This is a genomic window from Duganella paludis (assembly GCF_054461335.1).
Genome location: NZ_CM136922.1, coordinates 2191009 through 2214673, shown reverse-complemented (window position 1 = coordinate 2214673; position 23665 = coordinate 2191009). Strand labels below are relative to the sequence as shown.

Annotated in this window: 21 protein-coding genes; 11 read left to right on the top strand and 10 right to left on the bottom strand. The window is 66.1% G+C overall.

Translation table 11 applies throughout. The features are described 5' to 3' along the window. Positions 1 to 2 precede the first annotated feature (2 nt). The 6 genes from hutG (at position 3) to ACXZ1M_RS09960 (ending at position 8238) form a co-directional block, all read left to right on the top strand. Positions 3 to 797, top strand: a complete 795-nt coding sequence (hutG, locus tag ACXZ1M_RS09985; RefSeq protein ID WP_459053010.1) for an N-formylglutamate deformylase — start codon at positions 3 to 5, stop codon at positions 795 to 797. Then, positions 794 to 2167, top strand: coding sequence for a formimidoylglutamate deiminase (locus ACXZ1M_RS09980; RefSeq protein ID WP_459053009.1), 1374 nt, complete (start codon positions 794 to 796; stop codon positions 2165 to 2167). Before hutG ends, ACXZ1M_RS09980 begins: the two co-directional genes overlap by 4 nt. Further along, positions 2164 to 2739: a HutD/Ves family protein gene (locus ACXZ1M_RS09975; protein ID WP_459053008.1), complete on the top strand. Its 576-nt coding sequence runs from the start codon at positions 2164 to 2166 to the stop codon at positions 2737 to 2739. The genes ACXZ1M_RS09980 and ACXZ1M_RS09975 overlap by 4 nt, the downstream gene beginning before the upstream one ends. Before the next feature lie 12 nt (positions 2740 to 2751). Beyond that, entirely contained in the window at positions 2752 to 3969 is a 1218-nt protein-coding gene (gene hutI / locus ACXZ1M_RS09970) for an imidazolonepropionase (RefSeq protein ID WP_459053007.1), read from the top strand. A gap of 67 nt (positions 3970 to 4036) precedes the next feature. Then, positions 4037 to 6694 (top strand): zinc-dependent metalloprotease, encoded by a 2658-nt coding sequence (locus tag ACXZ1M_RS09965; protein WP_459053006.1) that lies wholly within the window; start codon positions 4037 to 4039, stop codon positions 6692 to 6694. Further along, positions 6694 to 8238 (top strand): glycine betaine ABC transporter substrate-binding protein, encoded by a 1545-nt coding sequence (locus tag ACXZ1M_RS09960; RefSeq protein ID WP_459053005.1) that lies wholly within the window; start codon positions 6694 to 6696, stop codon positions 8236 to 8238. The genes ACXZ1M_RS09965 and ACXZ1M_RS09960 overlap by 1 nt, the downstream gene beginning before the upstream one ends. 122 nt (positions 8239 to 8360) lie before the next feature. Here ACXZ1M_RS09960 and ACXZ1M_RS09955 read toward each other — a convergent pair whose 3' ends face one another. Together ACXZ1M_RS09955 and ACXZ1M_RS09950 are read right to left on the bottom strand one after the other, a co-directional pair. After that, positions 8361 to 8852: a GNAT family N-acetyltransferase gene (locus ACXZ1M_RS09955; protein ID WP_459053004.1), complete on the bottom strand. Its 492-nt coding sequence runs from the start codon at positions 8850 to 8852 to the stop codon at positions 8361 to 8363. Then, positions 8852 to 9760, bottom strand: a complete 909-nt coding sequence (locus ACXZ1M_RS09950) for a DMT family transporter (RefSeq protein WP_459053003.1) — start codon at positions 9758 to 9760, stop codon at positions 8852 to 8854. The genes ACXZ1M_RS09955 and ACXZ1M_RS09950 overlap by 1 nt, the downstream gene beginning before the upstream one ends. A gap of 176 nt (positions 9761 to 9936) precedes the next feature. Here ACXZ1M_RS09950 and ACXZ1M_RS09945 point away from each other — a divergent pair, with 176 nt between their 5' ends. Continuing rightward, the gene (locus tag ACXZ1M_RS09945; RefSeq protein WP_459053002.1) at positions 9937 to 10074 is read left to right on the top strand and encodes a hypothetical protein; all 138 of its coding nucleotides are present in this window, start codon (positions 9937 to 9939) and stop codon (positions 10072 to 10074) included. A 10-nt stretch (positions 10075 to 10084) separates the two neighbouring features. On the opposite strand, the gene ACXZ1M_RS09940 is transcribed toward ACXZ1M_RS09945, so the two are convergent. Then, positions 10085 to 10522 (bottom strand): Mpo1 family 2-hydroxy fatty acid dioxygenase, encoded by a 438-nt coding sequence (locus ACXZ1M_RS09940; RefSeq protein WP_459053001.1) that lies wholly within the window; start codon positions 10520 to 10522, stop codon positions 10085 to 10087. A gap of 60 nt (positions 10523 to 10582) precedes the next feature. Between ACXZ1M_RS09940 and ACXZ1M_RS09935 the strand changes: the two genes are divergently transcribed. Further along, entirely contained in the window at positions 10583 to 11077 is a 495-nt protein-coding gene (locus tag ACXZ1M_RS09935; RefSeq protein WP_459053000.1) for a DNA-deoxyinosine glycosylase, read from the top strand. Positions 11078 to 11095: 18 nt separating this feature from the next. Here ACXZ1M_RS09935 and ACXZ1M_RS09930 read toward each other — a convergent pair whose 3' ends face one another. From ACXZ1M_RS09930 to ACXZ1M_RS09910, 5 genes are all read right to left on the bottom strand, one after another. Beyond that, entirely contained in the window at positions 11096 to 11794 is a 699-nt protein-coding gene (locus ACXZ1M_RS09930; RefSeq protein ID WP_459052999.1) for a GNAT family N-acetyltransferase, read from the bottom strand. Continuing rightward, positions 11791 to 14409 carry a BACON domain-containing protein gene (locus tag ACXZ1M_RS09925; RefSeq protein ID WP_459052998.1) on the bottom strand — a complete coding sequence of 873 codons (2619 nt, stop codon included), beginning with the start codon at positions 14407 to 14409 and terminating at the stop codon, positions 11791 to 11793. The genes ACXZ1M_RS09930 and ACXZ1M_RS09925 overlap by 4 nt, the downstream gene beginning before the upstream one ends. Before the next feature lie 127 nt (positions 14410 to 14536). Then, on the bottom strand, positions 14537 to 15721 hold the full coding sequence (locus tag ACXZ1M_RS09920) for a tetratricopeptide repeat protein (protein ID WP_459052997.1): 1185 nt from the start codon (positions 15719 to 15721) through the stop codon (positions 14537 to 14539). A 118-nt stretch (positions 15722 to 15839) separates the two neighbouring features. Then, positions 15840 to 17027, bottom strand: coding sequence for a hypothetical protein (locus ACXZ1M_RS09915; protein WP_459052996.1), 1188 nt, complete (start codon positions 17025 to 17027; stop codon positions 15840 to 15842). A 14-nt stretch (positions 17028 to 17041) separates the two neighbouring features. After that, positions 17042 to 17908 (bottom strand): HDOD domain-containing protein, encoded by an 867-nt coding sequence (locus tag ACXZ1M_RS09910; protein ID WP_459052995.1) that lies wholly within the window; start codon positions 17906 to 17908, stop codon positions 17042 to 17044. Positions 17909 to 18091: 183 nt separating this feature from the next. Between ACXZ1M_RS09910 and ACXZ1M_RS09905 the strand changes: the two genes are divergently transcribed. Next, on the top strand, positions 18092 to 18685 hold the full coding sequence (locus ACXZ1M_RS09905) for a DNA-3-methyladenine glycosylase (RefSeq protein WP_459052994.1): 594 nt from the start codon (positions 18092 to 18094) through the stop codon (positions 18683 to 18685). Here the strand turns inward: ACXZ1M_RS09905 and ACXZ1M_RS09900 are convergent. Continuing rightward, on the bottom strand, positions 18587 to 20332 hold the full coding sequence (locus ACXZ1M_RS09900) for a methyl-accepting chemotaxis protein (RefSeq protein ID WP_459052993.1): 1746 nt from the start codon (positions 20330 to 20332) through the stop codon (positions 18587 to 18589). The genes ACXZ1M_RS09905 and ACXZ1M_RS09900 overlap by 99 nt on opposite strands. A 24-nt stretch (positions 20333 to 20356) precedes the next feature. Then, positions 20357 to 20803 (bottom strand): cache domain-containing protein, encoded by a 447-nt coding sequence (locus tag ACXZ1M_RS09895; RefSeq protein WP_459052992.1) that lies wholly within the window; start codon positions 20801 to 20803, stop codon positions 20357 to 20359. Between the two features lie 134 nt (positions 20804 to 20937). On the opposite strand from ACXZ1M_RS09895, the gene ACXZ1M_RS09890 reads away from it, so the two are divergent. Further along, positions 20938 to 22368 carry a KamA family radical SAM protein gene (locus ACXZ1M_RS09890; RefSeq protein WP_459052991.1) on the top strand — a complete coding sequence of 477 codons (1431 nt, stop codon included), beginning with the start codon at positions 20938 to 20940 and terminating at the stop codon, positions 22366 to 22368. Positions 22369 to 22377: 9 nt separating this feature from the next. Then, positions 22378 to 23661, top strand: coding sequence for an MFS transporter (locus tag ACXZ1M_RS09885; RefSeq protein ID WP_459052990.1), 1284 nt, complete (start codon positions 22378 to 22380; stop codon positions 23659 to 23661). Positions 23662 to 23665 lie beyond the last annotated feature (4 nt).

The following is a 23665-nucleotide window of genomic DNA, read 5'->3' as shown; positions in this document are numbered from 1 at the left end:
GCATGGATTATCAGTTCAAAGCAGGCAGTATTCCCTTGCTGGTGTCCATGCCGCACGTGGGCACCGATATTTCCGACGACGTGCTGGCGACGATGACGCCGGCCGCCGTCAACAAGCAGGATACCGATTGGCATCTGGTGCGGCTGTACGATTTTCTGGACGGGATGGGGGCATCGGTGTTGTCGGCGCGCTGGTCGCGCTATGTCATCGATTTGAATCGTCCGCCGGAGAACACCAATCTGTATCCGGGGCAGGATACGACGGGCCTGTGCCCGGTCGATACCTTCCATCGCGAACCGCTGTACCTGCCGGGCCGCACGCCGGATGAGGCGGAGGTCAAGCGCCGCCTGCAGGCTTACTGGAAGCCGTATCACGATCAGCTGCGCGCGGAGCTGGACCGGTTGCTGGCCTTGCACGGCCGCGTGGTGCTGTGGGACGCGCATTCCATCGCCTCGGTGGTGCCGCGCTTCTTCGAGGGCAAGCTGCCGGACCTGAACTTCGGCACGGCCGATGGCAAGAGCTGCGCGCCAGCGCTGGGCGAGGCGATCGTGTCGAGCGTGCAGCGCGCGCAGGGCGGCGATTACACCATCGCCGTCAACGGCCGCTTCAAGGGCGGGCATATCACGCGCTTCTACGGCCAGCCGGCCAACGGCGTGCATGCGATCCAGCTGGAGATGTGCCAGTCCACGTATATGGATGAAGATGCGCCGTATGGGTATCGCGAGGACCTGGCGGCGCAGGTGCAGCAGCCTTTGCGCGCCATGTTGCAGGCCGCTGCCGATTGGGCGCGGGCATGAGCGCGCTGTTCGCACGCCACGCGCTGTTGCCCGATGGCTGGGCCAAAGATGTGCTGATCGAGTGGGATGCGGCCGGCACGCTGACGGCGGTGACGTCCGGCGCGGCAGGCGTGAGCGGCGCCGGCAGCGTCGACAGCGTGGAATATGCGTTGCCGGGCATGATCAACCTGCACTCGCACAGCTTCCAGCGCGCGCTGGGCGGGCGTACGGAAAAGGCCGGCAACAGCAAGGATAGTTTCTGGACCTGGCGCGAACTGATGTACCGCTTCGCGCGCAACATCACGCCGGAGCATATCGAAGCGATTGCCGCACAGCTGTTCAGCGAGTGCCTGCGCCACGGCTACACCTCGCTGTGCGAATTCCATTACGTGCAGCGCGCGCCGGACGGCGCCATGTATCCGCGACCGGCGGAAACGGCGGAACGCGTGGTCGCCGCCGCACGTTTGGCGGGAATTGGCGTAACCGTGCTGCCGGTGTTGTATAGTTATTCCGGCTTCGGCGAAATGGCGCTGAAACCGGAGCAGCAGCGTTTCCGCACCGATGCACAGGATGTGTTGCGCATCGTCGAGGCGCTGGAGCCGTTGCGCGACGCGCAGACCGAAGTCGGCGTGGCGCCGCATTCGCTGCGCGCGGCTTCGGTGGAACAGGTGCGGGAGGTGTTGGCGACGCTACCCGGGACGCGTCCGGTGCACATCCATATCGCCGAACAGATGGCGGAAGTGCGACAATCGCTGGACTGGAGCGGACGCCGCCCGGTGCAGTGGCTGCTGGAGAATCTGGAAGTGGACCGGCGCTGGTGCCTGGTGCACGCCACGCACCTGACGGACGATGAGGTCAGCGGCATCGCCGCCAGCGGCGCGGTGGCAGGCCTGTGCCCGACCACGGAAGCGAATCTCGGCGATGGCTTGTTCCCGCTGGAGAGTTTCCTGGCGCAGGGCGGCGTGTTCGGCATCGGCAGCGACAGCCATGTGTCGCAAAGCCCGGTGGAAGAGCTGCGCTGGCTGGAGTACGGACAGCGCCTGCAGCACCAGCGCCGCAATATCGCGGTGTCCGATGCGCAGCGCAACGTCGGCGATTTTTTATGGCAGGCCGCCTTGCGCGGCGGTGCGCAGGCGGCGGGACGGCCGGTCGGCGCGCTGGCGCCGGGCCTGCGCGCGGACATCGTGGTGCTGGATGACGCGCATCCGAATATGTTTGGGTTGACGCTGGATGAGGTGGTCGGCAGCTTTGTCTTCAGCGGCAACGACAATCTGGTCAAGGACGTCATGGTCGGCGGCCAGTGGGTAGTACGCAATCAGCAGCACGTGGCGCAGCAGGCGATCGCTGCGCGCTTCAGGCAGACCTTGGCCGAACTGAGGGAGTTCCGATGACCCAGCTAATCCAGTACGCAAACCTGCGCTCCGCACCGTGGAAAAACGGCGGTGGCTGCACCACGGAAATCGCCGTCTCGCCGGCCGGCGCCGGCTTCGACGATTTCGACTGGCGCGTCAGCCTGGCCACCATCGCGCAGGATGGCCCATTCTCCGTGTTTCCCGGCATCGACCGTTCGCTGGCGCTGGTCGACGGCGACGGCGTGCTGCTCGACTTCGGCGACGAGCGCTTTGTGCTCAGCCCCAGCGAGCCGCTGATCGAGTTTGCCGGCGAGGACGCGGTGCACGCCACCGTCACCGGCCATAACACCACCGATTTCAACGTCATGACGCGGCGCGGCCAGTGCCGCCACCGGCTGGAGCTGCGCGCGGTGCGCGGCACGGAAGCGCTCAAGCGCCGCGCCGGCACCACGCTGCTGTTCCTGGCCGACGGCGAAAGCCTGACCTTGAGCAGCGCGCGCGAGCGCATCGCCATGGTGCGCTACGATACGTTGGTGATGGAAGCAGAAGACGACTGGACACTGGAGGCGCAGCAGGCCACGGTGCTGGTGGTAGAGATTATCCGCAATTAAGGAATGCCAGGCATGTGGGATGTGTTGTTTACGAATGTGCATCTGGCCACCATGGCCGATGCTACGGGATACGGCGAGATTCGCGACGCCGCCATCGCCGTCAAGGGCGGCCGCATCGCCTGGCTGGGCGCGCAGGCCGATATGCCGGCGGACGCGCAGGCGGTCACTGTGCACGATGGCGGCGGCAGCTGGCTGACGCCGGGCCTGATCGACTGCCACACCCACATCGTCCACGCGGGCAACCGCAGCGACGAATTCGAGGCGCGCCTGAACGGCGCAACGTATGAAGACATCGCCCGTGCCGGCGGCGGCATCATGTCCACCGTGCGCGCCACGCGTGCGGCGTCGGAGGACGAACTGCTGCGCCAAAGTTTGCCGCGTGTGCGCAGCCTGCTGGCGGAAGGCGTGACCACCATCGAGATCAAGTCCGGCTACGGCCTGACGCTGGCGTCGGAAGCGGCCATGCTGCGCGTGGCGCGACGCATCGGCCGCGAATTCCCGGTCGATGTGGCGACCACTTTCCTCGGCGCGCACGCCTTGCCGCCGGAATTCGCCGACCGCGCCGACGACTATGTCGATGAAGTCTGCAAGATGATCGCGCCGCTGGCGGCCGAAGGTTTGGTCGATGCGGTGGACGCGTTCTGCGAACGCATCGGCTTCTCTTATGAACAGACGGAGCGTGTGTTCAAGGCCGCGCAGGCGCAAGGCCTGCCGGTCAAGCTGCACGCGGAACAGCTGTCCGACCAGCGCGGCGCCGAGCTGACGGCGCGCTACCAGGGCTTGTCGGCTGACCACCTCGAACACCTGAGCGCAGCCGGCATCGCCGCCATGGCGGCGGCGGGCACGGTGGCGGTGCTGCTGCCGGGCGCTTACTACTTCCTGCGCGACACCACGCCGCCGCCGGTGGCCGCCATGCGCGAAGCGGGCGTGAAGATGGCGGTGGCGACCGACTGCAATCCCGGCACCTCGCCGATGACGTCCCTGCTGCTGGCGATGAACATGGCCTGCACCCTGTGGCGCCTGACGCCGCAGGAAGCGCTGGCCGGCTGCACGCTGAACGCGGCGCGCGCGCTGGGTTTGCAGCAGCAGATCGGCAGCCTGGCGGTAGGCAAGCGCGCCGATTTCGCGTTGTGGCGCATTGCCCGTCCGGCCGACCTGTCCTACGCCATCGGCTTGAATCCATGCCGGGGCGTGGTCAACGCAGGCATCCTGCGCTCGCCGGCCGTGTAAAAATTCCGTCGTTTCGTTGTGCTTTCGGTTACATTACCCGGATGCCTTACAACGAAGCAGGATGCCCATGTTTGCCTTGAATTCCGTACGTGCCGCCGTGCTGGCTGCCCTGAGTGCCCACGCGCTGGCGCAGGAGCCGTCGCCAACGCCGCCGGTACCGCCGTCGCCCGATGCGCCGGCCGCCGCTACCGCCACCACGCCGCAAGCCGCTGCTGTGCCGACGCCGGTCGCCGTGCCGCCGGTTGCCGCGCCGCGTCCCTTTGCCGACATCGTGCGCGGCGCATCGCATTTGCCGGGCTTTCTGAACCTGTACCAGAAAGATGAAAAAGTCTGGATCGAGCTACGGCCCGACCAGTTCGACCGGCCGATGTTCATGTCGGTGAATATGCCGAACGGGATAGGCGAACGCGGTATCTACGGCAGCCAGATGGGCTTGAGCCAGGTGGTGGTGTTCCACCGCATCGGCAATCTGGTGCAGATGATCGCGCGGAATACCGACTTCGGCGCCAAGCCGGGCACGCCGCAGGCGCTGGCGGTGCAGCAGGCCTACTCGGACAGCTTGCTGGCGCTGACGCCGGTGGTGAGCAGTCCGCATCCGCAATCGAAGGCGATATTGGTGGATGCGAACGTGCTGCTGTTCGGCGATATTCCGTCGATGACGACGCGGCTGGAAATGGCGTTCCGCATGACGTATATGATGGACGCGCGCAATAGCAGCTTCCTCAAGGTGCGTTCGGATGAGGGCATGACGGGCTTCCACGTGAATGCCCACTTCTTTACGCCGCGCGTTGCGGCGCCGCCTGCGGTTACGCCGCCGGTGCCGGCCGCCGTGCCGCATCCACCGGTGACGCTGCCCGACCCGCGCAGCATGTTCCTCGGTTTCTATTACAGCTTCATGCCGCTGCCGGCGCAGGCCATGCATGGCCGCCGTGCGGACGACCGCCTCGGACATTTCGTCAACACCACCCAGGATTATTCGGACGACGTGACGCCGACCACCGCCGTGCACCAGGTGGAGCGCTGGCGGCTGGAGAAGAAAGATCCGGAGGCGGCGCTGTCGGAACCGAAGCAGCCCATCGTCTACTGGATCGACGCCAACGTGCCGGAGAAGTACCGCGAGTCCATGCGGCAGGGCGTGCTGGCGTGGAATGCGGCCTTCGAGCGCATCGGCTTCAAGGACGCCATCGAGGTGAGGCAGCAGACGGCCGGCGACAAATTCGATACCATGGACGCGCGCCATGCGTCGATCCGCTGGTTCGTCGGCAGCGATGTGGGCTTTGCCATCGGGCCGAGCCAGGTCGATCCGCGCAGCGGCGAGATACTCGATGCCGATATCGGCATGTCCGATGTTTTCGCGCGCGGTGCGCGGCGCATGGTTGGCGAGGATAGCTTCGACCTGTCGTTGTCGACGCCATCCTCACAGGCCCTTTGCGGCTACATGAACGAATCGGCGCAGGAGATGGGCTTCGCCATGGACGTGCTGGAAGCGCGCGGCGGCTTCGATATGGACGGCCCCGAGGCGGATGCGGTGGCGCAGGCCTATGTGAAGTCGGTGATCATGCACGAGGTGGGGCATACGTTGGGCTTGCGACATAACTTCCGCGCCTCGACCATCTACTCGCTGGGCCAGTTGCAGGACCCGGAGTTCACCAAAAAGAACGGCATGACCGGTTCGGTGATGGATTACACGCCGTTCAATCTCGCGCTCAAGGACGAGAAGCAGGGCGAGTACGTGGCGTCCACGCTGGGGCCTTACGATTACTGGGCCATCGAGTACGCCTACAAGCCGATCGAGCCGGCGCAGGAGAAGCAGGAGCTGGCGAAGATCGCCTCGCGCTCCAACGAGCCTTTGCTGGCCTTCGGCACCGACCAGGATGCGAACGGCTTCAATCTCGATCCGGACGTGAATGTATTCGATTTGGGCAGCGATCCGTTGGCTTACTTCCAGCGTCGCCTGGCGATCTCGCGCGAACTGTGGGACCGTGTGCAGAACCGCACCCTCAAGCCGGGCGAGAGCTACGAGGTGCTGCGCCGCAGTTTCGATTACGGCTTCCAGCAGTTCGCGCGCACCTTGCCGGTGGTGGTGAAGTATGTGGGCGGCGTGACCTATCTGCGCGACCATGCGGGAACGGGACGCGCGACCTTTACGCCGGTGCCGTTGCCGCGCCAGCGCGCGGCCTTGCAGATGCTGACCGCCAGTTTGTTCAAGGCGGACAGCTTCAAGTTTTCCCCTTCCACCGTCAGCCGATTGGGCGTTGACCATTTCAGTACACGTGGCAGGCCGGATGTATCGGTGGGCGGGCGCGTGCTGTCGTTGCAGGCGGCGGCGCTGGATCAGTTGATGTCGGACGGCGTGGCGGTGCGCCTGCTCGATTCGCAGGAGAAGCTGGAGGACCGCAAGGAGGCGCTGACCCTGGCGGAGCTGTACAGCACCGTGCAGGATACGGTGTGGAGCGAGCTTAAGACGGGCAAGGATGTCGTCGGCATGCGGCGCAATTTGCAGCGCGAGCATTTGAAGCGGCTGGTGGCGTCGCTGTTGCGCGTGTCGGTCGGCACGCCGGCCGATGTACGCAGTCTTCAGCGCGAGAACGCCTTGCAGTTGCAGCGCGAACTGCGCACCGCCATGGCCGGGCCGATCAGCCGCGAGGCCAAGGCGCACTTGTCGGAAAGCGTGGAAACGTTGAACCAGGCGCTGAAGGCCTCCATGCTGCGAGCGGGCGCTTGATGCGGGCAGCGAGGGGATGGCGATGGCTGGCGGGCGCGCTGCTGCTGGCCGCTGCGGCGATGGCCACGGCGGCCGATACGCTGCACGTTGGTTCCAAGCGCTTCACCGAGTCGTATATTCTTGGCGAGGTGTTGACGCAGGTGGCGGCGCCGCACACGCAAGTCGAGCATCTGCAAGGACTGGGCAACACGGCGATCGTATTGGCGGCTTTGCAGGCAGGGCGTATCGATGTCTATCCCGAATACCTGGGCACCATCGACCTGGAGATCCTCAAGCACGACAAGCCCGCCACGCTGGAGCAGATGCGCAAGGAGCTGGCGGCCATGGGACTGGGCGTGGCGGTGCCGCTGGGCTTCAACAACACCTATGCGCTGGCGATGCGCGGCGATGCCGATGCGCCGCACAAGCTGAGCGAGCTGGCGTCGCGCGGGCAGCTGCGTTTCGGCCTGTCGCATGAATTCATCGGCCGCGCCGATGGCTGGCAAGGCCTGGCCGCGCGCTATGGCTTGCCGCAACGGCCACAGGGACTGGATCACGGCCTGGCTTACGAGGCGCTGAATGGCCGGCAGGTCGATGTGATCGATATTTATTCGACCGATGCGCGCATCGGGCAGTATCACTTGCGCGTGCTGGAGGACGACCGCGCCTACTTCCCGCGCTACGACGCCGTGCTGCTGTACCGGCTCGACGCGGCACAGCGCTTCCCGGCGGCGTGGAAGGCGATCGAAGGTCTGGAAGGGCGCATCAGCGAGGCCGACATGATCGCGATGAATGCGGCGGCGGAAATCGAGCGCAAGAGCTTCACGCGCGTGGCAAGCGATTGGCTGGCCGCACATCCGCTGGCGGGGAAAGAGGCAGCCGCCAAGGCGCCTGCGTCATCGCCGCGCGCCGGTGAGCGTGAGGGCTTGCTGGCGAAAGTCTTCGATCACAATCTGGGCCGGCTCACGCGCCAGCATCTGACCCTGGTGCTGCTGGCGGTGGCGGTGGCGTGCCTGATCGGCGTGCCGCTGGGGATGCTGGCGGCCTTTATGCCGCGTCTGCGGCAAGTGGTGCTGGGACTGACCGGCGTGCTGCAAACCGTCCCCTCGCTGGCCTTGCTGGCGCTGCTGATTCCCCTGCTCGGGATGATAGGCACGGCGCCCGCGCTGGTGGCGTTGGTGGTGTACGCGCTGCTGCCCATCGTGCGCAATACCTGCACCGGCATGCTGCAGGTACCGGAAGGATTGAAGCTGGCGGCGAAGGCGCTGGGCCTGCGGCCGATGCAAAGGCTGGTGCATATCGAGCTGCCGCTGGCGCTGCCGGTGATCCTGGCCGGCGTGAAAACGGCTGCGGTGATGAGCGTGGGGACGGCCACCATCGCCGCCTTCATCGGCGCCGGCGGTTTCGGCGAACGCATCACCATCGGCCTGGCGCTGAACGACAACGACATGCTGCTGGCCGGGGCCATTCCTGCGGCGGTGCTGGCCTTGCTGACACAGGGCTTGTTCGAGCTGTTGGAGCGCGCAGTGACGAACAGACATCAGCTTTCTGTAAAGTCGCCGTAATGATTTGTAAGGCCGGCTGCGGGCGGCAAAGGGGAGGGATATAGTGAATCCGTTGATTCAACCTCCCTCCCTCTGACACGGGTTCTGCCCATCCAGCGCTTGCCGCTGGGTGGGATTTTTTTTCAGCCCTGCGACGACAGCTGCGCCAGCGCGTCGCCGGTGACGCGGCAGATGCGCCAGTCCGGCATTACGGTCGCGCCCATGCCTTCGTAGAACTTGATGGCGTTGGCGTTCCAGTCCAGCACCGACCATTCGAAGCGGCCGCAGTCGCGTTCCACCGCCAGTTGGGCCAGCGCCACCAGCATCTGCTTGCCGTAGCCCTTGCCGCGCTGCGACTGCTGCACGTACAAGTCTTCCAGGTACAGGCCTTTCTTGCACAGGAAGGTGGAGAAGTTGTGGAAGAACAGCGCGAAGGTGACCACCTCGCCGCCGGTTTCGCCGACCAGCGCTTCGCACACCGGCTTGTCGCAGAACAGGCTGTCGTGCAGCATGGCTTCGTTGGCGACCACCATGTGCTCCAGCTTTTCAAACACCGCCAGCTCGAAGATCATGCCGAAGATGGCGGGGATGTCGGCCGGCGTCGCCGGGCGGATGGTCAGTTCGGAAGTACTCATCAGGTTTTTGCAGTAGTAGAAGAAGTTGGTTTCAAGGCCCAGGCCACGCTCGACAGGCACAACACCATGCCCAGCCATTCCAGCGGGCCGGGGCGGTAGTGTTCAAGCTGAATCGACAGCAGCACGGAAATCACCGGCGTCACCACGCCAATGTACACGGCTTTGTCCGAGCCGATGCGATGAATCAGCGTGAAATAGGCGGCAAACGCGATTACCGAGCCCAGCAGCGACAGATACAGCAGGCCGCCCCAGTAACGGGCGGTGGTCGGCATGACGAAGGACTGGCCGCTGACCAGCACCCACACCGCCACCAGCAGGGTGCCCCACATCATGGACCAGGCCATGGTCAGCAGCACGTTCGACGATTGCTCGCGCACCTTGATGACGACCACGTTGCCGACCGAGCTGGCGATGGTGGCGCAGATGGCCAGGATCAGGCCGAGCAGGAAATGCCCGTTACCGCCGTTCATGATCTCGTTCCATGCGCCATGGATGGAGTGGTAGAACAGCAGCGTCACGCCGGCAATGGCCACGCCGCCGGCGGCCCAGGTGCGCAGGCTGAGCGCGGTGCCGAAGGTGTAGTGGTTGAGGATGGGGTTCCAGAACACCATCAGCGCGAACAGCACGGCCACCAGCCCGGAGACCAGGTACTGCTCGGAGGTGTAGGTGCAGATGTAGCTGACGGCGAAGGTGGCGCAGCCCTGCAGGATCATCCAGCGCTGCACGCGCCAGGGCAGCAGCAGCTTGTCGCCGCGCGCGGCGCACCAGGCGAACAGCACGGCCGAAGCCAGCGCGAAGCGGTACACCACCGAGACGGCGGGCGGAACTTCCCCGAGTTGCAGCGTGATTGCGAAGAAGGTGGAGCCCCAGATCAGGCAGGCGAGCACAAAGAGCAGTGGAGAAGACATCAAACCAGTATAGCTGGCCGAGCGGCATCTTGCCTAGCGGCCAGTATTTTGTTGCGACGCAACAGATTGATGGTTTATTGATACGAAGTTGTAACGGGAGTGTAAATTCAGCGGTGCTGGCCGGAAGACCAAGTATATTGAAATGACAGGACTTTTATTTATTTCAGGAGAGCGTCATGAGTACCGCGCTGCAAGTCAAGGTCGTCACGCTGCTGGGTTACGTGGCAGTGAGCACCGTGCTGGTGCTGATGCTGACCGACAATGAAATGCAGGGCGCGGCACAGGCGCTGTTCGCGCATTCGTGGTTCCGCTGATGTCCGGCGTTTAATACGCCCAGTGCAGGCGGCGGTACAGGAAGCTCAGCACAAACAGCGGACCAATCAGCAGGAAGCGCAGGTCGTCGAAAAACGACGGCTTCTTGCCTTCGATCTTATGGCCGATGAACTGGCCGATCCACGCCAGCACGAAGATGGTGATCGACAGCGGCAGGACGGTCGGCGGCGGCAGCGCGGCCAGGATGGACAGCATCACGGCCGCCATCAGCAGCATCCCCACGGCAAACGGTTTGGACAGCTTGAAGTAGTACCACATCGCCGCCACCGTGAACGCCAGCGCCACCAGCGGGTGCAGCGCCCACAGCAGCCCCAGCAAGGTAAACATGATGACGGGCACGCAGACGATGTGGATCAGTTCGTTGGTGTGGTTGAGGTGGCTTTCGCTGTACTGGGCCAGCAGGGTGTCGATGGTGCGGTTTTCCGGCATGGTTGTCTCCTGCGAGTTATAGTTATCGACTGCCCAACGATTCTACACCTACAATGGCGCATGAATGATGATTTGCGCAAGCGCTGCTTCGACCCCGTGGTGGACCGGCAAACCCGTCTGCTGGTGCTGGGCAGCCTGCCCGGTGAACAGTCGCTGGCGGTCCAACAATACTATGCCAACCGGCAGAACAAATTCTGGCTGCTGATGTCGGAGGTGATCGGTGTCGCGCTGGTGCCGCTGGCCTACGAAGCGCGCCTGCTCACGCTGCTGGCGCATGGCGTCGGCTTATGGGACGTGGTGGCCGAAGCCCACCGCCCCGGCAGCCTCGACAGCGCCATCCGCCACCGCGACGACAACGACCTTCCGGGCTTGCTGGCGCGCTATCCGGGCATCGAGGCCATCGCCTTCAACGGCGGCACCGCCACCAAGCTGGGCATGAAAGTGCTGGGCGAACAAGCCGCCCGCTACCGCATCTTCAGCCTGCCATCGAGCAGCCCGGCCTATACCTTGTCCTACGCCGAAAAATCGCGGTTGTGGCAGGTACTGCGTGAATAACAATGGCAAGCATGAAACTTACTCCGCCATCACCACCCGCACCGTTGATTCCAGGTAATCCTTGAAGCCCATGTCCAGGTAGAGCTGGTGGGCGGGGTTGGTGCGCATGACGTGGAGGAAGGAGCGGTCGCCGCGTTGGGCGTGGCGGTGCAGCAGCTTGCCGATCAGTTTTTTGGCCAGCCCGCGCCCCTGGTAATCGGGATGCGTGCAGACGCCGCTGATTTCGCACAGGCCCGGCGCGCGCAGGCGTTCGCCGGCCATGGCCATCAGGCTTTCGCCGTCGAAGTAGCCGAAGTAGTCGCCCAGCTCAATGGTGCGGATGCCGAACGGGCCCGGCTTGCACAAGGTGGCCAGTTCCAGCGCCTGCTGCGCGTGCTCAGCCCGCAGCGGGCGCGCGTCCGGCGCCGGATCGGCGGCCGGCGGCGGACTATCCCACAGCATGCGGAACATGGTGGTCTCGGCCTCGATGCGCCAGCCCGGCGGCGCGGCGCCGGTCCAGTTTTCACAGTAGAAGTGCTCGCCGCTGGCGCACCACGGCGCCAGCGCGGCGAAGTCCGGCTGCGCCGGGTCGGCAAAGGCAATGATGGGCGAGAAGCCCTGGGTGTAGCGCCGCGCCGACGCCGTGCCGTCCGACCAGTGGCGATGGGCGCCGTTCAGCGCCTCCCAGAAAATATGGTCGAGCAGCGGATCTCGTTGCATCGCCACCTCGACGCTCATGGTCCGATCGGCAGGAAGGTGACGATGTTGTCGTCGGTGATCGCCACCAGCATCCAGCCGTCGCCCGACAGCACCATCTGGCGCGGCAGCAACTGCTTGCCGGTGTTGCTCAGCTTGAACTGCTGCACGATGTTGACGCCGGTGCTGTCGTACATATAGATGTCGTTGCTGCTGGATTTGGCCGCACCGCCGCAGTAGATGCGGCCGTCGAAGCCGATCTCGATGTTGTTGGGCGTGGCGTCGCCGATCGGCAGGTAGCCCATGATGCCGAGGTCGCTACTGGCCATGACCACGCACGATTTCGGCGTGCCGGCGGCGCTGTAGACGCGCGCGCCGTCGTCGCTGACCCACAGATCCTGGCCCTGCGTGCCGGGACTGGCGTGGCTGGACGGCGCCAGTTTGGCGGCGAACAAGGTGCCGCCGTTGAGCGCGGCGTAGTCGATGCTGGCGCTGGTGTGCTGGATGGTGGTGCCTGCTTCGCTTTGCTGGACCAGGCGCTTGCCGTCGGCGCTGGCGGCGATCGCGCCGCCGGTGCTCAGCGGCAGCGCGGCCAGGCGCGTGAAGGCGGCGGTCAGGAACAGTTGGCCATCGCTGAGCGCCAGCATTTCCACGCCGTTCGGGCGGATCACCTTGAGGCGGGTGGCCTTGGTGCCGGGCGCGGCCAGGGGCAGTTGCTTGCTGATGGCGCGCGTGGCCAGGTTGACGGTGGTCACGCGGGCGTTGTCGACATCCACCACGTACAGGGTGTCGCCGTTGGGCGTGACGGCCATGTCGCCCAGGTGCGCGGAGAAGCCGGTGATGCTGGTTTCCTTGATGCCCGTGTAGACGTTGTAGACGTCGATGACGGCGCCGCCGTTGTGCACGTAGACGTAGGGACGCAGCGGGTCGGCGGTGACGTTGGTGTACGGCAGCGTGGCGGTGGCCGGGGCCGACGGCGTGGCCGAACCCTTCCACAGCGCCACGCGGATCACTTCCGGCGCCGCCGCGTCGGGATCGCTGGCGGTGATGGTGATGGTGGCCGTGCTCAGGGTGTCGGTCAGCATCTGGCTCGGGTCCGCGGTCAGGATCAAATTGCCGGCGTTGACGCCCACCACCAGCCACGACTGGTCGCTGGTCGCGCTCATGCCGTTGAAGCTGTTGTAGTTGTCGTTGACGGTGATGACGCGCGACAGCCGGCTCCAGCCCGGCGTGCTGACGAAGGCGACCGCCACTTCGGCGGGCAGCAGCTTGTGGGTGTCCTTGTTGAGCGAGAGCAGCACCGGTGCCGTCACGCTGTCGCCGTTGACGGCGGCGGTCGCGTTCAGCAGGGTGGAGGTGACGCCGACGGCGGCGTTGGCCGGCTTGGGCTTGAAGGTGATTGTGGTCCCGGCCGCGTTGACGGTGCCGCCGGTGGTGTTCACGGTGGCCCAGGCCGGCATGCCGCCCAGTTGCCACGGCCAACTGATGGTGCCGGTGTTCAGGCTCAGCTTGAGGTCCTGGCCGCTGCTGAAGTCGCGCCCGTAGGTGCCGCCCAGGGTGATGGCGGTGGCCGAGGCGGCCAGCGTGGCCTTGTTCAGGTTCAGGGTCACCGGCAGGGTGCGCGTGGTCAGGCCTTGCGGCGTGATGGTGATAATGGCGTTATGGGTGCCGCTGGCCAGCGTGCCGACGGTCGGATCGACGCTCAGCACGGTGGTGGCCGGCGTGGCGCCGGCGGTCGGCGAGACGCCCAGCCAGGCGGCGTTGCTGGCGGCGCTCCAGTTGGCGGTGATCTTGTTGTCGGTGTCGAGGCTGACGATCTGGCTCGGAATGGCGGCGCCGTTGATGGCGTTGAAGGTGATGCTGTTGCTGCCCAGCACCAGGCCCGGCGGCAGCACCGTCAGCGCCACCGGCAGCACCACGCTCTGGTTGTCGTTGGAGGTGACGCTGAGGTCGGCGGTGTAGTCGCCCTGGGTCAGGCCGGTGGCGTCGTAGCTGACTGTGATGCTGCCGTTGCCGGTGCCGCTGGTGGCGCTCAGCTTGAGCCAGGCGGCGCTGCTGCTGGCGGTCCAGTTGCGGCCGACCGCGCCGACCGCCACGGCGACCGGCGCCGGCGCCGGCGTGCCGTTCTGCGCGGTGGCGACCAGCGGCATGGCCGGCACGGCCGTGAAGGCCACGCTGCCGGCGGCCAGCACGGTGATGTCGTAGGGCAGCGCTACCGGCGAGCCGGGGAACTGGCTGGCGCAGGCGCTGTCGCGGCACAGGCGTACGCTGAGCTCGCCCTTGTAGTTGGCGGCGGCCAGCGTCGGCGCCGATTGCAGCACGGCGTGGTATTGGTTGGGGTTGTCGTTGACCAGCGCCGCGCCGGGCGCGAGCACGCCTTTGGCGTCGACCACGCTGGCGAACACGCTGGCGCCGGTGAAGTCGGCCGGCCGGGTGACGGCGGCCAGCACATTCATGGTGAGCGAGGTGCCGGCCACCACGGTGGCGCTGAGGGTGGCCGGCGTGAAGGTGAGGGCGGGCGTGGCGACCGCTGGCGGCGTGGTGGTGCCGCCGCCATCGCCGCTACCGCCGCCACCCCCGCCGCAGCCGGCCAGCATCGCCAGCAATGAGACGAGGATGAAAGGGGCGGCGGCGCGGGCGGGCCAGGGTCTCAGCATGACGGAATCCTTGTGGTGTGCAGCGAAATAGGTGCAGCTTGATTTGCTTGCAATTGTTGCGTATTTGCAACTAAGTGTCAAGCAAGTGGCAAACTTCAGCCAGTTTCAGCATACCACTGCTGCCGCCTTATTTTGCGCGCAACTGCGCCTCGTAGGCGCGGATGCGGTCGAGCTTGGCCGCATACAGGTCGTGGTCGCCGCGCGTGGTGCTGTTTTTCTGCGCCAGCGCCATGTGGCTGTCGGCGGCGCGCAGGTTGCCCAGGTGGTAGTTGGCCACCGCCAGCCAGAAGTGGAATTCGTGGTATTCCGGCACCCGTTCCAGCTCGCGCTCGAACAGCTTGCGGGCGCGCGCATAGTCGCCCAGCTTCATGGCTTCCTGCCCCTGGTTGAAGAAGTAGAACGGCGGATACGGTTCCAGTTCGGCCAGGCGGGTGCGCAGCACGGCCGCTTCCTCGGGCTGGTGGTTGTTTTCCAGCGTCATGGCCAGGTTGGCCAGGAAGATGGTGTTGTTGGGGCCTTGCGAGTGGGCGTAGCGCAGCACCTGCTCGGCGGCGTCGGCGTTGCCGTGGTGCTGGTAGATCACACCCAGGGTGTTGTAGGCGTTGAGGAACTGCGGGTCGACCTCGGCCGCCTTGCGCACCGACCAGTAGGCGTCGTCGATCTTGCCGGCCGACAGCAGCTCGGCGGCGCGGTTGTTGAGGAACATGGCGACGATGGTGGTCTCGGTCAGCGGCCGGGCGTTTTCGCGCGCCTTGGGCGGCACCGGGATGAAGTCCACCGTCAGCGAATTGGCGGTGTCGGCGCTGTAGCTCAGGTAGGGGTTGCGGTCGGTTTGCGGCCGGCCCAGCGCCAGGTTAACGTGGTTGCTGGCGAAATACAGGTTGCCGGCGCGGCTCCAGACTTCATCGACCTCGATCTGCTGGAACTGCACCGGCAGGTTGAGCTCGCGCGCCAGGGCGGCGGTCATGATGGCCAGCGACAGGCAGTTGCCGGCGCGCGCCTCGAAGGTCTGGGCGGCGTTGCGGGTGATGGCCGAATCGTATTCGAGTTGCAGCTTGTCGCGCCGGTAGAGCGCGTCGAACAGCATGCGGCGCACGTCCTTGCCGGCGGCCGGATTGCCGATTTCGTAGCGCACGTAGTCGCGCATGGCCGGGGTGAGGGCGAACACGCTGGTGGTGTCCACCGGCGCGCTTGGCGGCTGGAATAACTGGTCGTGGAACAATTGCTGACGCGGCGCTTGCAGCGCCACGGTTTGACTGGCGCAACCACTGAGGAATGTGGCGGCGCACAGGAACAGGGCCCAGGCTTTCATGACATTGTCTCCCTTTGCTGCGGAGCACAAGGCCTGCACCGCACCAGGCTGCGGAATCTGCGTTCCGCGTCAGGAAAGTATCCTCGGCTCGTGGGCGCCTGTCAAACAGGAAATCGCTTTAATTCAGCGGGTCTTCCGAGACCGCGATGTCGGTCAGGCCCAGGGTGGACAGGGCGTCGGCCAGGTCTTCCAGCGCCAAGGCCAGGTCGGCGGCGTCGTCGTGCGGCTTGTCGGCGCTGGTCAGCACGGTGTCGCCGACGCTCAGGCGCACCCGCAGCAGCGCTTCCTCGTCGTCGTCAGCCGGGCCAATCACGGCTTGCACCTGGGCCGGATCCTGACCCTCAAGCGCCTGGTTGAGCTCGGACAGCAGTTGCAGCATCTCGTATTCGGACTGGGCCTGGGCGCGGGCGCCGAAGAACAGGTCCTGGTACTGGAAGCTGAGCGACAGCTCCTGGTCGGCGCCGCGCGCGCGGCCCAGGCAGCGCGCCACCAGCGGACCGTAGCTCTCGGTCCATTGCTGGTAGGCCTCGGCGCGCTTGGCGAAGTAGGCGTCGGCGGCTTTTTCGCCGGCCGGCACCTTGTAGAACGGATCGTCGGCGCGCTTGAGCGAGAAGCCGAGCAGGAAGCGCAGCTCGACCGCGCTGTCGGCGGCGTCGAAGCTGGTGGCCGACCAGCCGTGCTGCATGCTGCGCTCGAGCGCCGGGGCGGCGGCGATTTTCTTTTCGGTCAGCGAGTGCACCGCTTCGCGCAGCATGGCGTGCAGCTGGCCATAGCTGATGCGTTCGATTTCGCCGGCGTCGTAGGCGTGGCTGACCAGCACCACCTTGGCTTTCGGGCTTTCCAGGCCGGCGTCGGTGAAGCTGGCCAGCAGGGCGTCGTAGGCTGCGCCGTCCTGGAAGTCGGCGGCCGGGTCGAGGCCGCCCTGGCTGCGCACGAACACGGGGATGGCGAAGGCGTCGATTTCCATTTCCGGCGCGCCCTCGCGGCGCAGCAGCAGGTTGGCCGCGCCTTCCTCGATGGCGGCGCGCAGGTAGCGGTAGCCGTCCAGCGATTCGTCGCGGGCCAGTTCGATGGCGCCGTACAGTACCTCATCCTTGCCCTGCGCCAGCAGGCGGCGCAGCAGGCGCTGGAAGTCGATGTGCTTCTGCGCCAGCTCGGCGCGGGTGGTGGCGGCGATGATGTCGGCGCCGGCCGATTCGTCGGCCAGGTCGAGCGCCAGGGTGCACAGTTCGTGGGTGTTCTGCTCGTCCTTGGCTTCAGGCGAGGTGGCGGATTTGCGCGGTACGGGGCGCTTATTTTTCGGCATGTTGGCTTTGCTTCTTATCGTTCGGTGTGGAAGGTTTCGTTCAGCTCTTCGAGCAGGTCTTCGGTTTCATCCTCGCTCAGGCCGAGGTGGCGGCAGGCGGCGTCGCCGCCCTTGTCCCATTCGTAGGAGGTGCTGTGGCCGTGCAGGCGCTGGATGCCTTTTTCGGCCAGCACCGATAGCGCCACCAGCGAGCGGATGGCGTCGTCGGTGGACGGGTCGTCCAGCACGCGGTAGTCGTGGTGCAGCAGGATGGCCCAGGAGACGTCGGGCGACAGGCCCCAGTTGCGCGCCAGCAGGCAGCCGATGGCGGCGTGGTTGGTGCTGTAGCGCTGGTCTTCGACGGCGGTGAACATCTGCGCCGGGTCGTTGCAGGCTTGCTCGTAGGTGGCGGCGTAGTCGGCGAAGCGGTTCATCAGCAGCGGCACGCCGATGTCGCAGAACAGGCCGAAGGTGTGGGCGATGTCGGGCGGGGCGATGCGCAGCTTGCGCGAGGTGAACACGAGCGCCTGGGCGCGGCGCGCCGAGATTTCCCAGAAGGCGTTGAGGTCGGCCTCGTTGCCGTCGATGGCCTGGCGTGCCAGCAGCCCGGTCAGCAGGGCCGCGCACTGGTTGATGCCGAGGAAGTTGATGGCCTGCTCGACCGACTTGGCCTTGCGGGCGGCGCCGAAGAACGGCGAGTTGGCCAGCTTGAGCAGGGCGCCGGACATGCCGACGTCGTTGCCGATGATGCGCGCGATCTGGCGCGGCGAGGGATCGGCCTTGGCCAGCTCGCGCTGCAGGTCGACGAGCAGGCTGGGCCGGGGCGGAATACGGATGGAACGCATCAGCGCGTCTTCCACCGCGTTTTCTGTTGGCAAGGCTTGGGCAGCTGCTGTTGTCATTGTGATTTCTGGGGCTAGGGCAATCGTACCCTCGATTATCGCCGCAAGCCGGGTCCGGTTGCGCGAATTTGTGGCGATTTTCTTACCGTAGGACCATATTTTGTCGCGAATTGCCGGGAATCGATATGCATTTTGCACGATTTTCGTGATCGGGCGGTTCAGATTGGCATTTAGAATAGACGCATGACTACGACTCTGGCTGGTATCGATTTCAACGCGCCTTCGGAACTGGTGGCGCGACAACTCATCGGCGTGACCTTGCTGGTGGACGGCGTGGGCGGGCGCATCGTCGAGACCGAGGCCTATGACCGCGCGGAGCCGGCTTCGCATTGCTTCATCGGCGAGACGCCGCGCAATTTCGCCATGTTCGGGCCGCCCGGCCGGGCGTATGTGTACCGTTCGCACGGCCTGCACTGGTGCCTGAACTTCGTCTGCCGCGAGCCGGGACACGGCGCCGGGGTGCTGATCCGCGCACTGGAGCCGCTCGATGATGCGGCCGGGCTGGCGCTGATGCGCGCACGGCGCGGTTTGGACGATGTGCGCCTGCTGTGCGCGGGGCCGGGGCGACTGGCGCAGGCGCTGGGCGTGACGCGTGCGCACAACGCGCTGCCGCTGGACGCGCCGCCGTTTCAGCTGCTGCCGGCCGCGGGGGCCGGCGCGGGCGCTGCCATAGAAGTGCTAGCCGGCACGCGCATCGGCATCTCGAAGGCGGTGGAGCTGCCGTGGCGCTTCGTGGCCGCCGGCTCGCGCTTTCTGAGCAAGCCCCACCGCGCCTGACGCGCCGGTGGCCGCCCGCGCCCCCGCCGCCGCGCGTGTCGCAGCGGACGTAGCGGCCGTCGCGGACGCATTCGCCGCATTCGCCGGCAGCGGCTCCAGCTTGAACACCGACACCGCCTGCGACAGGTGGCCGGCCTGGTCCTGCAGGCTGGCGGCGGCCGCCGCAGCCTGCTCGACCAGCGCGGCGTTCTGCTGCGTCACATCGTCCATCTGTCCCACCGCCTGATTGACTTCGGCGATGCCCTGCGCCTGCTCGGCGCTGGCGCTGCTGATGCGGGCGATGATGTCGTTGACCTGCTGCACGGCGGCGACGATGCCGCCCATGCGCTCGCCGGCCTGCTGCACGGTGGCGCTGCCGGCGTCGATGGTGGCGACCGAAGCGGCGATCAGGGTCTTGATTTCCTTGGCGGCGGCGGCCGAGCGCTGCGCCAGGGTGCGCACCTCCGAGGCCACCACGGCGAAGCCGCGTCCCTGCTCGCCGGCGCGCGCCGCTTCGACGGCGGCGTTCAGCGCCAGGATGTTGGTCTGGAACGAGATGCCGTCGATGACGGCGATGATGTCGACGATCTGGCGCGAGCTGGCGCGGATCGAGGCCATGGTCTGCACCGCGTCCTCCATCGCCGCGCCGCCGTGCTGGGCCAGGTCGCTGGCGCCGGCGGCCAGCTGGCAGGCCTGGCGCGCGTTGGCGGCGTTGGCCTGCACCGCCTGCGTCAGGCTGTCCATGGCGCTGGCGGTCTGCTCCAGCGAGCTGGCCTGCATTTCCGTGCGGGTCGACAGATCGAGATTGCCGGTGGCGATTTCGCGCGCGGCGGTGTCGATCGAGCGCACCGCGCCGAGGATGGTGGTGAGCGTTTGCGTGAGGTTGGCCATGGTCTGGTCGAGCATGCGCGCGGTGTCGGCGATTTCGTCGCGGCCCTGGTTGCCGCGCCCGGCCGCCAGGTGGCCGGCGGCCAGCGCCACCACCACGTCGGCGATGGCGCGGATGTCGCGCAGCATGGCGCCGCGCACCGCCATGGTGACGCCGATCGATAGCGCGATCGACAGCAGCACCATCGCCAGCATGCTGGTGTTGAGGGTGTGGAAGTCGTCCTTGGCCTGCGCGTGGGCCTGTTCGCTGAGCCGCTTTTCCATCGCCGACAATTGCGCCAGCTGCTCGTTCAGCAGCAGGAATTGTTTTTCGGCGATGGCCATCGAGTTGGTGGCGATGCTCTGGTCCATCTGCGCCATGTCCATGGTTTGCAGCACCGCCTTGCGGTAGGCGGCCAGCGCCTGCAGCGATTGGGCGACGATCTTGCGTTCCACCGGATCGGCCAGCGCCTCGAGCTGGCGCAGCTCGGCGTCGATGGCGGCGTGGCGCTCCTTGATTTGCTTGCCTAACGCGTCGAGGCGGGACTGGGCGAAGCTGCCGTTGACCCACGCCAGCAGCTGGTAGATGTGGGCGTGGGCGTAGCGCGCCTCGCCGCTGACGTCGGCGGTGGCTTTCAGGCGCGCGGCGCGCACCTGCACCAGGTTTTCCAGCGAGGCGTTCTGGCGCACCATGCCGACGTAGGCCGCGGCGGCGGTGGCAATCAACAGCAGCAGCACCAGCATGGGGGCCAGCAGCAGTTTGGGACCGATACGCAGTTTGTTCAGCATGGTGTTCAGCATGGCGGGCTCCTGGGTGGACGGCGGTTATTTTTTGTAGATGCCGGCTTCCAGCACGACGTCGCCGACGCGCAGGATGTAGGTGGATTTCGGTTCGATCTTGCCAGTGGTGGGATTCTTGTATTGATAGTCGACCCAGCCGTGGCCTTTTTTGGCGGCCAGCTCGATGATCTCGCGGCGGTACTTCTTGCCGCTGGCGTCGGGAATGTCGGTCAGGTCCTTGCCGACGATGGAGGGGTTGACCGGATGCGCCAGCACGATGCCGGTCTTGATGTCGCGGATGTCGACGTACAGCGAGCCTTGCAGGTACTCGGGGTCCTTGGCGGCGATCTTTTTGATGAAGGCTTCCTGGCCGTTGGCCTTGATGAAGGCGGCGCCTTTTTCGGCCATGGCTATGGCGTCTTTTTCGGTCGGATCGGCGGCCAGGACGGGCAGGGAAATCACAGCGAAGGCAATGGCGGCAAGGGTTTTCATGAATAACTCCTGTGGGGTGGATGACAGATCAAACTGTACGCCGCCGGCAATTTAAAGAGTTGCGTTCGCGCAAGACTGGGTTGCGGCGCGCGGCCTAGCATGGGGTTTTCCGCCACCGATAGAGGACCTCGATCATGGATGCGCCAAAATTCAAGCCGTTTATCCGCCAGACCATTTCCCACTCGCGCCAATGGGAGTGGATACCGCCCGACCTGCAGGAAGCGGTGCAGGTGGTGTCGCATGTGCTGCCGTTCCGCACCAACGAGTACGTGCTCGATCATCTGATCGACTGGAACAATATTCCCGATGATCCGATTTACCGCTTGACCTTCCCGCACCGCGACATGCTGGCGCCGGACGACTACGCGCGCCTGAAGGAGCTGGTGCTGGGCAAGGCCGACCAGCCGGCGCTGGTGGAGCTGGTACGGCGCATCCGCATGCGCATGAATCCCCATCCGGCCGGGCAGATGACGCACAACGTGCCGCGCGTGAACGATGCGCCGCTCAAGGGCCTGCAGCATAAATATAAGGAAACGGTGCTGTTCTTCCCCAGCTCGGGACAGACCTGCCACGCGTATTGCACCTTCTGCTTCCGCTGGCCGCAGTTCGTCGGCATGGAGGACATGAAGTTCGACGCCAAGGAGTCGCACGAGCTGGCGGCCTATCTGCGCATGCATCCGGAGGTGACCGATGTGCTGATCACCGGCGGCGATCCCTTGATCATGAATACGCGCTCGCTGGAGGCGTATATCGAGCCGCTGCTGGCGCCGGACCTGGCGCACATCCAGAACATCCGCATCGGCACCAAGTCGGTGGCGTACTGGCCGCAGCGCTTTGTCTCGGACCGCGACGCCGACGATTTATTGCGGCTGTTCGAGCGGGTGGTGAAGGCCGGGAAGAACATGGCCATCATGGGCCATTACAACCACGCGGTGGAGCTGCGGCCGGAGATCGCGCAGCAGGCGGTCAAGCGCATCGTCGGCACCGGCGCCACCTTGCGCATGCAGGGGCCGCTGATCCGCCACATCAACGAAGACCCGGCGTCGTGGGCCGAGTTGTGGCAGACCGGCGTGCGGCTGGGGGCGATTCCCTACTATATGTTCGTCGAGCGCGATACCGGGCCGCGCGAGTATTTCCAGCTGCCGCTGGCGCGCGCGCATGAGATTTTCCAGGCGGCGTACCAGATGGTGTCCGGCTTGTCGCGCACCGTGCGCGGGCCGTCGATGAGCGCTTTCCCCGGCAAGGTGGTGATCGATGGGATTGCGACCATCGGCGGTGAGAAGGTGTTTGCGCTGCAGTTCCTGCAGGCGCGCAATCCGGATTGGGTGCGCAAGCCGTTTTATGCGAAATTCGATCCGAAGGCGACCTGGATGGATGAGTTGAAACCGGCGTTTGGCAAGGAGAAGTTTTTCTTCGAGGAGGAGGGCGGTGCGCGCAGCGAGTTGGGAGCGGGCGAGCCACCCGGCGCGCGCAAGGTGATTCCGCTGATGGCGGCGCGGCAGGAGGGCGGCGGGCAGGCGTCGTCCTCGCCGTCCTCGGGCTGCGATTCGCACAACGCGGCCTAGGCGGGCGTCATGCGCGATCCCGTGCAGCCGGCGCCGGCCGCTCCGCCGCTGTCCGGACGGACGGTGTTTGTGCTGGTGTTCCTGCCGTTCGCGCTCGGGCATTTTTTATCGAGCCTGATGCGCACCGTGAACGCCACGCTGGCGCCGCAGCTGGTGGCGGCGCTGGCGCTGACGCCCGGCCAGCTTGGCCTGCTGACCAGCACCTTTTTCCTGGCCTTCGCGCTGGCCCAGCTGCCGGTCGGCATCGCGCTCGACCGCTGGGGGCCGGCCCGGGTGCAGCTGCCGATGCTGCTGCTGGCCGGCGTCGGCGCGCTGGCGTTTGCCGGCGGCCAGACCTTCGCCCAGCTGCTGGTGGCGCGCGCGCTGATCGGCCTGGGGCTGGGTGGCTGCTTCATGTCGGCCGTGAAGGCGATTTCGACCTGGATCGCGCCGGCGCGGCTGCCGTCGGTGCAGGGCTACCTGATCGCCGTCGGCGGCCTCGGTGCGGCGGCGGCCACCTTGCCGGTGCGGCTGGCGCTGCACTACATGGATTGGCGTGGCCTGTTCCTGTGGCTGGCCGCCGCCGCCGCGCTGACCGGCATTTTGATCCGCGCGCTGGCGCCGCCGCAGCCGCACGCGGGCGGCGGCCGCAAGCCGGCCTTGCTCGAGGCTATGGCCGCCGTGTACCGCCATCCGGCCTTCCGCGAGACGGCGGCGCTGGTGCTGATTCCGCACACGGTGTTCTTCGGCATCCAGGGCCTGTGGATCAGCCGCTGGCTGGGCGACGTGGCGGGCTACTCGGAGGCGGCGGTCGGCTATCTGCTGTACCTGGGCATGGCGGCGGTGATCTTCGGCGCCATCGCGGTGGGCATGGTCACCGAGTGGGCCGGCCGGCGCGGCGTGCGGCCGATCAGCGTGGCGGCGGCCGGGGTGAGCCTGTTCGTGCTGGTGCAGCTGGGCTTTGTGTTCAACTGGCGGCCCAGCTACCAGCTGCTGTCGGTGCTGTTTACGCTGGTGGGCACGGTGACCGGCATCGAGTACACCATCGTCGCCCAGAGCCTGCCCGGCGCGCTGACCGGGCGCGCGGCCACCTGTTTGAATTTGCTGATCTTCCTCGGCGCGTTCGCGGTGCAGGCGGGCTTCGGGATGGTGGTGGGCTGCTGGCGGCCCGATTTGCTCGGGCACTATCCGGTCCAGGCTTACCAGACGGCGTTCCTGGTGCTGGTGTTGTTGCAGTTGCCGGGATTGTGGTGGTTCGCGCGGCGGCGCCCGCGCAATCCGGTAGAATGGGCGTCCCATCCGACCAGCCTTTGACGAC

Coding starts and splice junctions, on each gene's coding strand:
- ACXZ1M_RS09930 (WP_459052999.1), bottom strand. CDS start 11,794: ATGAGCGTCGAGGTGGCGATGCAACGAGATCCGCTGCTCGACCATATT.
- ACXZ1M_RS09975 (WP_459053008.1), top strand. CDS start 2,164: ATGACCCAGCTAATCCAGTACGCAAACCTGCGCTCCGCACCGTGGAAA.
- ACXZ1M_RS09955 (WP_459053004.1), bottom strand. CDS start 8,852: ATGAGTACTTCCGAACTGACCATCCGCCCGGCGACGCCGGCCGACATC.
- ACXZ1M_RS09920 (WP_459052997.1), bottom strand. CDS start 15,721: ATGAAAGCCTGGGCCCTGTTCCTGTGCGCCGCCACATTCCTCAGTGGT.
- ACXZ1M_RS09895 (WP_459052992.1), bottom strand. CDS start 20,803: ATGAAAACCCTTGCCGCCATTGCCTTCGCTGTGATTTCCCTGCCCGTC.
- hutI (WP_459053007.1), top strand. CDS start 2,752: ATGTGGGATGTGTTGTTTACGAATGTGCATCTGGCCACCATGGCCGAT.
- ACXZ1M_RS09915 (WP_459052996.1), bottom strand. CDS start 17,027: ATGCCGAAAAATAAGCGCCCCGTACCGCGCAAATCCGCCACCTCGCCT.
- ACXZ1M_RS09950 (WP_459053003.1), bottom strand. CDS start 9,760: ATGTCTTCTCCACTGCTCTTTGTGCTCGCCTGCCTGATCTGGGGCTCC.
- ACXZ1M_RS09965 (WP_459053006.1), top strand. CDS start 4,037: ATGTTTGCCTTGAATTCCGTACGTGCCGCCGTGCTGGCTGCCCTGAGT.
- ACXZ1M_RS09980 (WP_459053009.1), top strand. CDS start 794: ATGAGCGCGCTGTTCGCACGCCACGCGCTGTTGCCCGATGGCTGGGCC.
- ACXZ1M_RS09885 (WP_459052990.1), top strand. CDS start 22,378: ATGCGCGATCCCGTGCAGCCGGCGCCGGCCGCTCCGCCGCTGTCCGGA.
- hutG (WP_459053010.1), top strand. CDS start 3: ATGGATTATCAGTTCAAAGCAGGCAGTATTCCCTTGCTGGTGTCCATG.
- ACXZ1M_RS09960 (WP_459053005.1), top strand. CDS start 6,694: ATGCGGGCAGCGAGGGGATGGCGATGGCTGGCGGGCGCGCTGCTGCTG.
- ACXZ1M_RS09900 (WP_459052993.1), bottom strand. CDS start 20,332: ATGCTGAACACCATGCTGAACAAACTGCGTATCGGTCCCAAACTGCTG.
- ACXZ1M_RS09940 (WP_459053001.1), bottom strand. CDS start 10,522: ATGCCGGAAAACCGCACCATCGACACCCTGCTGGCCCAGTACAGCGAA.
- ACXZ1M_RS09910 (WP_459052995.1), bottom strand. CDS start 17,908: ATGACAACAGCAGCTGCCCAAGCCTTGCCAACAGAAAACGCGGTGGAA.
- ACXZ1M_RS09945 (WP_459053002.1), top strand. CDS start 9,937: ATGAGTACCGCGCTGCAAGTCAAGGTCGTCACGCTGCTGGGTTACGTG.
- ACXZ1M_RS09890 (WP_459052991.1), top strand. CDS start 20,938: ATGGATGCGCCAAAATTCAAGCCGTTTATCCGCCAGACCATTTCCCAC.
- ACXZ1M_RS09905 (WP_459052994.1), top strand. CDS start 18,092: ATGACTACGACTCTGGCTGGTATCGATTTCAACGCGCCTTCGGAACTG.
- ACXZ1M_RS09935 (WP_459053000.1), top strand. CDS start 10,583: ATGAATGATGATTTGCGCAAGCGCTGCTTCGACCCCGTGGTGGACCGG.
- ACXZ1M_RS09925 (WP_459052998.1), bottom strand. CDS start 14,409: ATGCTGAGACCCTGGCCCGCCCGCGCCGCCGCCCCTTTCATCCTCGTC.